Source organism: Pseudomonas sp. BF-R-24 (assembly GCF_019947335.1).
Taxonomy (GTDB): domain Bacteria; phylum Pseudomonadota; class Gammaproteobacteria; order Pseudomonadales; family Pseudomonadaceae; genus Aquipseudomonas; species Aquipseudomonas jessenii.
In genome coordinates this window covers 12814-23706 of the sequence record NZ_JAGYGG010000003.1, presented here as the reverse complement: position 1 = coordinate 23706, position 10893 = coordinate 12814, and the positions used below count along the sequence as shown (strand labels likewise).

At 58.6% G+C, this 10893-nt stretch carries 12 protein-coding genes and 1 pseudogene; 11 read left to right on the top strand and 2 right to left on the bottom strand.

Annotated elements, in window-relative coordinates; all coding sequences use genetic code 11:
- Positions 1–4: 4 nt before the first annotated feature.
- From KGA98_RS03030 to KGA98_RS03020, 3 genes and pseudogenes are all read left to right on the top strand, one after another.
- The gene (locus tag KGA98_RS03030; protein ID WP_223501424.1) at positions 5–316 is read left to right on the top strand and encodes a YqfO family protein; all 312 of its coding nucleotides are present in this window, start codon (positions 5–7) and stop codon (positions 314–316) included.
- A 298-nt stretch (positions 317–614) separates the two neighbouring features.
- Positions 615–1772 carry a hypothetical protein gene (locus KGA98_RS03025; RefSeq protein ID WP_223501047.1) on the top strand — a complete coding sequence of 386 codons (1158 nt, stop codon included), beginning with the start codon at positions 615–617 and terminating at the stop codon, positions 1770–1772.
- A 15-nt stretch (positions 1773–1787) separates the two neighbouring features.
- Positions 1788–1889, top strand: a pseudogene (locus KGA98_RS03020) (NGG1p interacting factor NIF3); the annotation flags it as partial.
- Between the two features lie 161 nt (positions 1890–2050).
- Here KGA98_RS03020 and KGA98_RS03015 read toward each other — a convergent pair.
- Positions 2051–2554 (bottom strand): murein L,D-transpeptidase family protein, encoded by a 504-nt coding sequence (locus KGA98_RS03015; protein ID WP_223501045.1) that lies wholly within the window; start codon positions 2552–2554, stop codon positions 2051–2053.
- A gap of 121 nt (positions 2555–2675) precedes the next feature.
- On the bottom strand, positions 2676–3227 hold the full coding sequence (locus KGA98_RS03010; protein WP_057716272.1) for an NUDIX hydrolase: 552 nt from the start codon (positions 3225–3227) through the stop codon (positions 2676–2678).
- 147 nt (positions 3228–3374) lie between these two features.
- Between KGA98_RS03010 and KGA98_RS03005 the strand changes: the two genes are divergently transcribed.
- The 8 genes from KGA98_RS03005 to guaA all read left to right on the top strand — a co-directional run bounded on the left by KGA98_RS03005 (position 3375) and on the right by guaA (position 10876).
- Positions 3375–3974, top strand: coding sequence for a CoA pyrophosphatase (locus KGA98_RS03005; RefSeq protein WP_150813638.1), 600 nt, complete (start codon positions 3375–3377; stop codon positions 3972–3974).
- Positions 3975–4046: 72 nt separating this feature from the next.
- Positions 4047–4571 carry a gamma carbonic anhydrase family protein gene (locus KGA98_RS03000; RefSeq protein WP_057716270.1) on the top strand — a complete coding sequence of 175 codons (525 nt, stop codon included), beginning with the start codon at positions 4047–4049 and terminating at the stop codon, positions 4569–4571.
- Positions 4568–4783 (top strand): DUF1289 domain-containing protein, encoded by a 216-nt coding sequence (locus KGA98_RS02995; RefSeq protein WP_090453267.1) that lies wholly within the window; start codon positions 4568–4570, stop codon positions 4781–4783. Before KGA98_RS03000 ends, KGA98_RS02995 begins: the two co-directional genes overlap by 4 nt.
- Before the next feature lie 246 nt (positions 4784–5029).
- Complete coding sequence (locus KGA98_RS02990) at positions 5030–5497, top strand: VUT family protein (RefSeq protein ID WP_095943066.1); 468 nt, start codon at positions 5030–5032, stop codon at positions 5495–5497.
- A gap of 86 nt (positions 5498–5583) precedes the next feature.
- Complete coding sequence (gene purT, locus KGA98_RS02985; protein WP_223501038.1) at positions 5584–6765, top strand: formate-dependent phosphoribosylglycinamide formyltransferase; 1182 nt, start codon at positions 5584–5586, stop codon at positions 6763–6765.
- A 186-nt stretch (positions 6766–6951) separates the two neighbouring features.
- Positions 6952–7500, top strand: coding sequence for a sugar ABC transporter ATPase (locus tag KGA98_RS02980; protein ID WP_154861742.1), 549 nt, complete (start codon positions 6952–6954; stop codon positions 7498–7500).
- A gap of 229 nt (positions 7501–7729) precedes the next feature.
- Complete coding sequence (gene guaB, locus KGA98_RS02975; protein WP_008053208.1) at positions 7730–9199, top strand: IMP dehydrogenase; 1470 nt, start codon at positions 7730–7732, stop codon at positions 9197–9199.
- Positions 9200–9298: 99 nt separating this feature from the next.
- Entirely contained in the window at positions 9299–10876 is a 1578-nt protein-coding gene (gene guaA, locus KGA98_RS02970) for a glutamine-hydrolyzing GMP synthase (RefSeq protein WP_008053207.1), read from the top strand.
- The last annotated feature ends 17 nt before the right edge of the window (positions 10877–10893 follow it).

The window sequence follows — 10893 nt, the reverse complement described above, 5'->3', positions numbered from 1 at the left end:
CGCCGTGTACAAGCTCAGCTTTTTTGTTCCCGACAGTCATGTCGAGGTGGTCAAAAGCGCCGTATTCGCCGCCGGTGGTGGGCGAATCGGTGCTTATGACCACTGTTCATGGCAAGTGTTGGGCACTGGCCAGTTTCGTCCACTGGACGGCAGCCAGCCGTTCATTGGCGAGGCAGGGCAGGTCGAACAGGTCGAGGAATGGAAGGTTGAGCTGGTGGTGGCCGATGAGTTGATTCGCTCGGTAGTGGCGGCTCTGAAACAGAGCCATCCCTATGAGACACCGGCTTATGAAGTGTGGCGGCTGGAGGATTTCTGATTCTCCGGTGCTGAAATGAAAAACCCGCTGAAAGAGATTTCAGCGGGTTTTTTATTGCCTTTCACGCTCCCCCTGCGGCAGCTCCTACGAGCGCAGAATCCTCAATGAGCTGTTAAACGTCGGTTGCTTCGTCGTCGTTATCGCTTAGCTGGAATCTCGTGACGGGACCAATTAGTAATTCATTTCAGTCTGCCGTTCATCAGGTCTGTCATTTATGACAGGTGTTTTGCTCGCTACTTTTCATTAAAACATTGGTGTCACAGGCGATTGTGCTTGGAAAAAGATAGAGGATGGAACAATGTCGAACGATCTTGAAGAGTCTGGCGGCAAGCCATTTATTGCTTCGGCGGATGAGAGTTTTACTGAGCAACAAACGAATTACGAAATTGACCGGTTACCGCCACCACCCGTAATTCTTGCACCGCGTGCCTATTCTTCCAATCCTGCAGGTCATCTAATTATTACGGGAACCTGTGAAAGGGGAGCCGCTGTTGTAGTGCTGACTAGTAAAGGCAAACTTGGTGATGCTGTGGTGGTCAATGATCATTGGTTTTATTGTCGAGTGTGGGGTGAAGAAGCATATCCACCCGGAATGCTCGTAAATGCTTGGTACGGGTGGATCGGGCGTGGCGCGGATATCATAACCATCGCGGTGCGTCAGTATATCGATGGCCTACCCTCCTCCCTTGCCCAGGTTAAAGCAGTGAAAATAGGGGGGGTAGAGGCGTCGCCAGCCTCGACAACGCCAATCTCGAGTGAGAACAGTGAGTTCTTTTCAGGTGCAAGTGATGCAGTACATTATTCAGATTCTGGTTGCTCAAATACACAGGAAAATTTTTTTATTGATGAGGTTTTCGGAGGCACCCGCGATAATTTGATTAGCACGGTTCAGAGTCTTCCTGAGCCGACTGTAACCTGGCCCAAGGAGGGAACTTCTTTTCTTTTGGGGCAAGCCATTGAGCTATCGGGTACTTGCCTTGAGGGGGCAACTGTTCTCGCTTCAGCTCAATACTATTTCGAAAGTTATGGTCCGGGGAGCTCAACCGCTAGTGCTGAAGTTGATGGGACAGAATGGAACCGGCAGGTGATCTTGGGAATGAATAGGTACCCGGAATTTGTCTTGTTAGATGCGCAGCAATGGATAGGCAATTCCTTTTCTCCATGGAGCCGGCCCGTTCGTATATCATTTGAAATGGTACCGCCAAAAATTGTTTTTCCCCTTGCCGGAAGTACGCATCCCGCAGGTGGAATTTATCTTTCAGGAGTTTGCGATTATTATGCGCTAGTTAAAATTTGGATTATGGGAGAGGCGGATCCAGAAAGTGCGGTGGTTGTGGGCAATACTTGGGTTTATTACCGCGAGTTCACAAAAGGCTCCAAGCATGTACGTGTAACGCAAACCATCGGGGGAAAGACTAGTAAGCCAAGTGATGTGTTTGAGTTCACCGTAGAATAGTAATGTATGAGCCAAGTAGTAGCGGATGAGTTGATTCGCCCGATAGTGGCGGCTCTGAAATACAGCCATCCCTACGAGACACCGGCTTATGAGGTGTGGCGGTTGGAAGATTTCTGATCTTCCCATCGCTCAATTAAAAATCCGCTGATTCGTCAGTGGGTTTTTTTTGCACGGAAGGACCTCATCGCTGGCAAGCCAGCTCCTACAGATTGTGCATTACGCAATTCAATGCAGGAGCTGGCTTGCCAGCAATGGCGTTTTAACAGGCGGCCAAAGGACTACGGACGAATCTCGATCATCGTGCCGTCCGGCACCAGGTTCCAGACTTCGCGCATGTCCATGTTGCGCATGGCGATGCAGCCGTCGGTCCAGTCCAGGGTGTGGAACAGGTCTTCCGGGGTGTCCTCGGTGTCCGGGGTGCCGTGGATCATGATCATGCCGCCGGGCTCGACGCCCTCACGACGGGCGCGTGCAGAGTCGCTGATGTTCGGGTAGGAAATGTGCATCGCCAGGTTGAAACGGTCGCTGATCTTGCGCCAGTCGACCCAGTAGAAGCCTTCCGGAGTGCGCTTGTCGCCTTCCATCAGCTTCGGCCCCTTGGGACGCTTGCCCAGGGAAATGCGATAGGTTTTGAGCGGCTTGCCGTCATTGATCAATTGCAATTGATGGGAAGACTTGAGAATCAGGATTTTCTCGATGACCTTGCCGTCCAGGGTTTCCACGGCAGAAGCCTGGGACACCGTGACAAACGACAAACAGAACAGGGCAAGCAACCAGCGCATTGAAACGATTCCCCAGGAGGTGTCGCGACTATTTATGTATAGAAGTTTTTGCAGGAGCTGCCGCTGGCTCGGGCCGCATTCGGACAATCTTTCGGCGCCTCCCGGTGATGCCGAGATGACATCAGATAATGGCAGGCTGAGCAAGCGGCGGGATCGATTCAGACCGAACGGGATAGATTTCGGTCCGCCGGTCAGCGAAGAAGCATTCTAAGGTACGGCCCACCGTGCGGAAAGCCAGCTCATCCCATGGAATGTCCGCTTCGTCGAATAGTTGCACTTCCAGGCTCTCGGGGCCGGCGCAAAAGTCCAGGTCCACCAGTTCGGCACGGAAGAACACGTGCACCTGGCTGATGTGCGGCACGTCGATCAGGGTATAGATGTTCAGGTTGCGCACCCGGGCGCAGGCTTCCTCGGCCGTCTCGCGAATGGCGGCCTGTTCGATGGTTTCTCCGTTCTCCATGAAGCCGGCGGGCAGGGTCCAGTAACCGCGTCGCGGCTCGATGGCCCGCCGGCACAGCAATACCTGGGTGCCCCAGGTCGCCACGCAGCCGGCGACGATGTTGGGGTTCTGGTAGTGAATGGCGTGACAACTGTCGCAGACAAAGCGCAGGCGCGAATCGCCTTCGGGAATGCGTTGGGTCACCGGGTTACCGCACTGGCTGCAAAATTTCATGCTGGGGTTCCTGAATGCTGCGCCTATCTTGGCGTGCGGCAGTGCCGGTCGGCAAGTTGTCGTTTCGCGACATGGGGCGGTTACGGGGGTTGGGCGACCGCAGCGATTGGTGCATGATGCCGGGTAAGGCACAAATCGAGAACACTCATGCTGGACGAGCTACTGCATCGGGTTAGTAACCACACTCCACGCACACTGGAGACCGATCGTCGTTTTCCCGAGGCCGCGGTGCTGGTGCCCATCACCCGCAGTGACGAGCCCGAGCTGGTGTTGACCCTGCGTGCCAGCGGCCTGTCGACCCATGGCGGCGAAGTTGCCTTCCCCGGCGGGCGCCGTGACCCCGAAGACCCCGACCTGATTTTCACCGCCCTGCGTGAAGCCGAAGAAGAGATCGGCCTGCCGCCGGGGCTGGTCGAGGTGATCGGACCGCTCAGCCCGCTGATCAGCCTGCATGGCATCAAGGTCACGCCCTATGTCGGTGTGATCCCGGATTTTGTCGAATACCGGGCCAACGACGCCGAGATCGCCGCGGTGTTCAGCGTGCCCCTGGAATTCTTCCGTAAAGACCCTCGCGAACATACCCACCGCATCGACTATCAGGGCCGCAGCTGGTACGTGCCGAGCTATCGCTATGGCGAATACAAGATCTGGGGGCTGACGGCGATCATGATCGTCGAGTTGATCAACCTGCTGTATGACGCCAAAATCAGCCTGCATCAGCCTCCCAAAAGCTTTATCAATATCTGAAGCCATCGTTCGAATGGCCTGAATCCTGGTTTTGCTGAAAAAAAGCCTGCCTGAGCCTTGAGGAATACAACAATGAAATACCGCCTGGGCGACGCCCGCGTCGAAACCCATCCACAGAGCTGGGTCGCACCCAATGCCGTGCTGGTGGGCAAGGTCAAGCTGGAAGAGGGCGCCAACGTCTGGTTCAACGCCGTATTGCGCGGCGACAATGAATTGATCCTGATCGGCAAGAACAGCAACGTCCAGGACGGCACCGTGATGCACACCGACATGGGCTACCCACTGACCATCGGTACCGGCGTGACCATCGGCCACAACGCCATGCTCCACGGCTGCACCGTCGGCGACTACAGCCTGATCGGCATCAACGCGGTGATTCTCAACGGTGCGAAGATCGGCAAGAACTGCATCATCGGCGCCAACTCGCTGATCGGCGAAGGCAAGGAGATTCCGGACGGATCGCTGGTCATGGGCTCGCCCGGCAAAGTGGTGCGCGAATTGACCGAGCCGCAAATCAGGATGCTGGAGGCCAGCGCTGCTCACTACGTGCACAACTCGCAGCGCTATGCCCGCGACCTGGCCGAGCAGGAAGAATGACTGCCAGCGAACGCCCGGTTGCATCGCCTTGCGTGAATATCTGTGCGCTGGACGACGATGACATCTGCACCGGTTGCCAACGCACGGTGGAGGAGATTACCCGCTGGAGCCGCATGACCAACGACGAGCGCCGCACGGTGTTGGGGTTGTGTCATGAGCGGGCCAAGGCCAGTGGGTTGATCTGGATGTTGCCTTCCAAATCCGATAACTGAATCGCCCCCAGAAAGTGCTTCGCACTTTATCGCGAGCAAGCTCGCTCCCACATGGGAATGCGTTTGATTGTAGGAGCAAGCTCGCTCCTACATGGGGATGCGTTTGATTGTGGGAGCGAGCTTGCTCGCGATGGACTCAAGAGCACCGCGGGGAGCCAGACGTCCCGCGTTATCGTTAACGACCATCGCGAGCAAGCTCGCTCCTACAGTATCCTGTGCGGCAAACTTACAGGTACTTCCACGCCCATGCTCTTCCTGATCGCCTACATCAGCAGCGTCGTGCTGATCAACTACGCCTTTTCCACCGCCCCGCACCTGGACATCATCTGGTCGGCCTGGGGCGGGCTGGTGTTTGTGTTGCGCGACATGGTGCAAGCCCGATTCGGGCATGGCGCCCTCGCAGCGATGCTGGTGGCGCTGGTGTTGTCCTATGTCACCTCCGATCCGTCCATCGCCCTGGCCAGCGCCACGGCGTTCGCGGTTTCCGAGTGCATCGACTGGCTGGTGTTCAGCATCACCCGGCGTCCGCTGCACGATCGCCTGTGGATAAGTTCGGCCCTGAGCATTCCCCTCGATACCTTTATCTTTTTCGGCATGATCGACGCCCTGACGCCGGGCGTTATCCTCACCGCCCTGGGCTCGAAATTCGCCGGGGTCACCGCCGTGTGGCTGATCATGGCCTGGCGCCTGCGCAAACAGGCTGTCGTCGGCTGAAGTTCATGTAAAATGCCGCGCTTTCTCCCCATGGATCGCGCCTATTGCGCCGTATCCTCGATGATCCGCTTCTTGAGGACCTTCAGATGAGCCGTATCGGAACTCCATTGTCGCCTACCGCGACCCGCGTATTGATGTGTGGCTGTGGCGAGTTGGGCAAGGAAGTGGTGATCGAGCTGCAACGCCTGGGCGTTGAAGTGATTGCCGTGGACCGCTACGCGAATGCGCCGGCCATGCAGGTGGCGCACCGCAGCCACGTGATCAACATGCTAGATGGTGCTGCCCTGCGTGCCGTGATCGAAGCCGAAAAGCCGCACTTCATCGTGCCGGAAATCGAAGCCATCGCCACCGCGACCCTGGTGGAACTGGAGGCCGAAGGCTTCACCGTTATCCCGACCGCCCGTGCTGCGCAGCTGACCATGAACCGTGAAGGCATCCGTCGCCTGGCCGCTGAAGAGCTGGACCTGCCAACCTCGCCGTACCACTTCGCCGACACCTTCGAGGATTACAGCAAAGCCGTTGAAGACCTCGGGTTCCCGTGCGTGGTCAAGCCGGTCATGAGTTCTTCGGGCAAGGGCCAGAGCCTGCTGCGTAGCGTCGATGACGTGCAGAAGGCCTGGGACTACGCCCAGGAAGGTGGCCGTGCCGGTAAAGGTCGGGTGATCATCGAAGGCTTCATCGATTTCGACTACGAAATCACCCTGCTGACCGTGCGCCACGTCGGCGGCACCACCTTCTGCGCGCCGGTCGGTCACCGTCAGGAGAAAGGCGACTACCAGGAATCCTGGCAGCCGCAAGCCATGAGCCCGGTTGCCCTGGCTGAGTCCGAACGTGTCGCCAAAGCCGTGACCGAAGCCTTGGGCGGCCGTGGTCTGTTCGGTGTCGAGCTGTTCATCAAGGGTGATCAGGTGTGGTTCAGCGAAGTCTCGCCGCGCCCGCATGACACCGGCCTGGTCACGCTGATTTCTCAGGACCTGTCGCAGTTCGCCTTGCACGCGCGGGCCATTCTCGGTCTGCCGATCCCGTTGATCCGTCAGTTCGGACCTTCGGCCTCGGCGGTGATCCTGGTGGAAGGGCAGTCGACCCAGACCGCTTTCGCCAACCTGGGTGCTGCCTTGAGCGAGCCGGATACCGCGCTGCGCCTGTTCGGCAAGCCTGAAGTCAACGGCCAGCGCCGCATGGGCGTGGCCCTGGCGCGCGACGAATCGATCGAAGCCGCCCGCGCCAAGGCGACCCGTGCTTCGCAGGCGGTGGTCGTAGAACTGTAAACACCCTCGCGGACCAGCCCGTATCCCTGTGGGAGCGAGCTTGCTCGCGAAAGCGGTGTGTCAGACACATCAATGTTGACTGACACTCCCTCTTCGCGGGCAAGCCCGCTCCCACAGGTCCGGTGTTCAGTCTCTATAATTTGGGGGTGCCCAAGACCCTTTATCAATGTTCCAGGCCTGTACCCCATGAATTCCCAAAGCATCATCGTCCCGAAAATCTCCACCCTGCCGGTACACGAACCCCGGGCCCGGGCCGTCGTGCGTTGGCTGGTGCGCAAGAACATCATCCAGGAAGAACTGACCACGTGCGGCCGCACCGGCAATCGCATGGGCCATGCGATCGCCGAGGGTGCCCGTGAGGTGGTCCTGCACCCGGACGCGCTGCCATTCGGCGAGCCGGTCAATGGCCTGGAGATCATCACCAAGCGCTGCATCTATACGCCGGCCAAGGGTTTTCTTGGCGAAGCGGGCTGCGCCGAGTGCCGCAAGGAAGTGGGTGAAGCCTTGTTCGAAAGCCTGGAAGACTGGATGCCGGGGCGTACCGACAACTTCACCTGTCCCGAATGCGGGCATGAAGACGACATCAATGGCTTCCTGTTCCTGCAGGAGTGCGGCTTCTCCAATCTCGGTTTCATCTTCAATAACTGGGCCGAAGCCGGGTTCAAACAGAGCTTTATCGATGAATTCGCCGATTGGCTGGATCAGCCGGTCAGTTGGGTGAAAGTCGAGTTGTAGGAGCGAGCTTGCTCGCGATGAACTTGAAGGCGACGTTGGTTTCCAGAAAGCACGCGTCATCGTTCACGACCATCGCGAGCAAGCTCGCTCCCACAAAAAAGCAGCAATCCGTAACGCCGTAATCCCCGTATGTCAGTAATGCCAATAATAGACAGAGTTTTACATTGAACCCGAAGGGGTGTCTGACTATAATGGCGCGCTTCCATTTTCCCGCTCGGGAGCCCCCGCGATGCTGCGTATCAGCCAAGAAGCTCTGACATTCGACGACATTCTCCTAGTACCCGGTTATTCCGAGGTGCTTCCTAACGAAGTCAGTCTCAAGACCCGCCTTACCCGTGGCATCGAGCTGAATATTCCACTGGTTTCCGCTGCCATGGACACCGTCACTGAAGCCCGTCTGGCAATCGCCATGGCTCAGGAAGGTGGTATCGGCATCATCCACAAGAACATGACCATCGAGCAGCAAGCTGCCGAAGTCCGCAAGGTCAAGCGTTACGAAGCTGGTGTGGTCAAAGACCCGATCACCATCGTCGCCGACGCCACCGTGCGCGAGTTGTTCGAATTGACCCGCATGCACAACATCTCCGGCGTTCCGGTGCTGCACAATGGCGACCTGGTCGGCATTGTCACCTCCCGTGACGTGCGTTTCGAGAACCGTCTGGAAGCCACTGTCCGTGAAGTGATGACGCCTAAAGAGCGTCTGGTCACGGTCAAGGAAGGCGCCGACAAGAACGATGTGCGTGAACTGCTGCACAAGCACCGCATCGAACGCGTGCTGATCGTCGACGACAAATTCGCCCTCAAGGGCATGATGACCGTCAACGACATCGAAAAAGCCAAGGCTTACCCGCTGGCCAGCAAGGACGATCAAGGTCGTCTGCGCGTGGGTGCTGCAGTCGGTACCGGTAAAGACACCGGTGATCGCGTTGCCGCACTGGTCGCCGCCGGCGTTGACGTGGTGGTGGTCGACACCGCTCACGGTCACTCCAAGGGCGTGATCGACCGCGTTCGCTGGGTCAAGCAGAACTTCCCTGAAGTGCAGGTCATCGGCGGCAACATCGCCACCGGCGCCGCCGCCAAGGCCCTGGCCGAAGCTGGCGCCGACGCAGTCAAGGTCGGTATCGGCCCTGGCTCGATCTGCACCACCCGTATCGTCGCCGGTGTCGGCGTGCCGCAAATCAGCGCCATCGCCAACGTCGCCGCTGCCCTTGAAGGCACAGGCGTACCGTTGATCGCCGACGGCGGCATCCGTTTCTCCGGTGACCTGTCCAAGGCCATCGTGGCCGGTGCTTCCTGCGTGATGATGGGCTCGATGTTCGCCGGTACCGAAGAAGCGCCGGGCGAGATCGAACTGTTCCAGGGCCGTTCGTACAAGGCTTATCGCGGCATGGGTTCGCTGGGCGCCATGTCCCAGGCCCAGGGTTCCTCCGACCGTTACTTCCAGGACTCCTCGGCAGGCGCCGAGAAGCTGGTTCCGGAAGGCATCGAAGGGCGTGTTCCGTACAAGGGCACCCTGAGCGCGATCATCCACCAGTTGATGGGCGGCCTGCGCTCCTCGATGGGCTACACCGGCAGTGCCGACATCGAAGAGATGCGCACCAAGCCTGAGTTCGTGCGGATCACCGGCGCCGGCATGGCCGAATCCCACGTTCACGACGTGCAGATCACCAAGGAAGCGCCAAACTACCGCGTAGGTTGAGCCTTCAAGCAACAAGCTAAGCAACCGGGGCTGTTTTATTCAGCCCCGAGTTGTTTCTGAATCACGACTGTTTCCGAATTTTTTAGACGAGACTGAATCATGGCCCTCGACATTCACGCTCACCGCATCCTGATCCTCGACTTCGGTTCCCAGTACACCCAGCTGATCGCCCGCCGCGTGCGTGAAATCGGCGTGTACTGCGAACTGCACCCGTTCGACATGGACGAAGATGCGATCCGCGAATTCGCTCCTAAAGGCGTCATCCTCGCCGGCGGCCCAGAGTCGGTTCACGAAGCCAACAGCCCTCGCTGCCCGCAAGCCGTTTTCGACCTGGGCGTGCCGGTCTTCGGTATCTGCTACGGCATGCAGACCATGGCCGAGCAACTGGGCGGCAAGGTTGAAGGTTCCGAGCTGCGTGAGTTCGGCTATGCCCGCGTTGATGTAGTCGGCAAGAGCCGCCTGCTGGACGGCATCGAAGACCACATCGACGCTGACGGCCTGTTCGGCCTCGACGTGTGGATGAGCCACGGTGACAAGGTCACCCGCATGCCGGAAGACTTCCACATCCTGGCCAGCACTCCGAGCTGCCCGATCGCCGGCATGTTCAGCGACGAGCGTCGTTACTACGGCGTGCAGTTCCACCCGGAAGTGACCCACACCAAGCAGGGCGGTCGCATCCTGTCGCGCTTCATCCTCGACATCTGCGAGTGTGAAGCCCTGTGGACCCCGTCGAAAATCGCTGAAGACGCCATCGCCCAGGTTCGCGCCCAGGTCGGCACCGACAACGTCCTGCTCGGCCTGTCCGGCGGTGTGGACTCGTCCGTGGTTGCCGCGCTGCTGCACAAAGCCATCGGCGACCAACTGACCTGCGTGTTCGTCGACAACGGCCTGCTGCGCCTGCACGAAGGCGAGCAAGTGATGGCCATGTTCGCCGAGAACATGGGTGTCAAGGTGATCCGCGCCAACGCCGAAGAGCAGTTCCTCGGTAACCTGGCCGGTGAAGCCGACCCGGAGAAGAAGCGCAAGATCATCGGCCGTACCTTCATCGACGTGTTCGATGCCGAATCCTGCAAGCTGGACAACATCAAGTACCTGGCCCAGGGCACCATCTATCCGGACGTGATCGAGTCGGCTGGCGCGAAAAGCGGCAAGGCCCACGTGATCAAGTCGCACCACAACGTGGGCGGCCTGCCGGAAGAAATGAACCTCAAGCTGGTTGAACCCCTGCGCGAGCTGTTCAAGGACGAGGTCCGTCGTCTGGGCCTGGAACTGGGCCTGCCGTACGACATGGTCTACCGTCACCCGTTCCCGGGCCCTGGCCTGGGTGTGCGCATCCTCGGTGAAGTGAAGAAGGAATACGCCGACCTGCTGCGTCGCGCCGACCACATCTTCATCGAAGAACTGCGCAAGGCCGACTGGTACCACAAGGTCAGCCAGGCGTTCGTAGTGTTCCAGCCGGTGAAATCGGTTGGCGTGGTGGGTGATGGCCGTCGTTACGCCTGGGTCGTGGCCCTGCGTGCCGTGGAAACCATCGACTTCATGACCGCGCGTTGGGCTCATCTGCCTTACGAACTGCTGGAAACCGTTTCCGGCCGCATCATCAATGAAATCGAAGGCATCTCCCGCGTCACCTACGACGTGTCGAGCAAGCCGCCAGCGACCATTGAGTGGGAATGATCGTATGAGCCTGTGAA

Coding starts and splice junctions, on each gene's coding strand:
- KGA98_RS03025 (WP_223501047.1), top strand. CDS start 615: ATGTCGAACGATCTTGAAGAGTCTGGCGGCAAGCCATTTATTGCTTCG.
- KGA98_RS03015 (WP_223501045.1), bottom strand. CDS start 2,554: ATGCGCTGGTTGCTTGCCCTGTTCTGTTTGTCGTTTGTCACGGTGTCC.
- KGA98_RS03010 (WP_057716272.1), bottom strand. CDS start 3,227: ATGAAATTTTGCAGCCAGTGCGGTAACCCGGTGACCCAACGCATTCCC.
- KGA98_RS03005 (WP_150813638.1), top strand. CDS start 3,375: ATGCTGGACGAGCTACTGCATCGGGTTAGTAACCACACTCCACGCACA.
- KGA98_RS03000 (WP_057716270.1), top strand. CDS start 4,047: ATGAAATACCGCCTGGGCGACGCCCGCGTCGAAACCCATCCACAGAGC.
- KGA98_RS02995 (WP_090453267.1), top strand. CDS start 4,568: ATGACTGCCAGCGAACGCCCGGTTGCATCGCCTTGCGTGAATATCTGT.
- KGA98_RS02990 (WP_095943066.1), top strand. CDS start 5,030: ATGCTCTTCCTGATCGCCTACATCAGCAGCGTCGTGCTGATCAACTAC.
- purT (WP_223501038.1), top strand. CDS start 5,584: ATGAGCCGTATCGGAACTCCATTGTCGCCTACCGCGACCCGCGTATTG.
- KGA98_RS02980 (WP_154861742.1), top strand. CDS start 6,952: ATGAATTCCCAAAGCATCATCGTCCCGAAAATCTCCACCCTGCCGGTA.
- guaB (WP_008053208.1), top strand. CDS start 7,730: ATGCTGCGTATCAGCCAAGAAGCTCTGACATTCGACGACATTCTCCTA.
- guaA (WP_008053207.1), top strand. CDS start 9,299: ATGGCCCTCGACATTCACGCTCACCGCATCCTGATCCTCGACTTCGGT.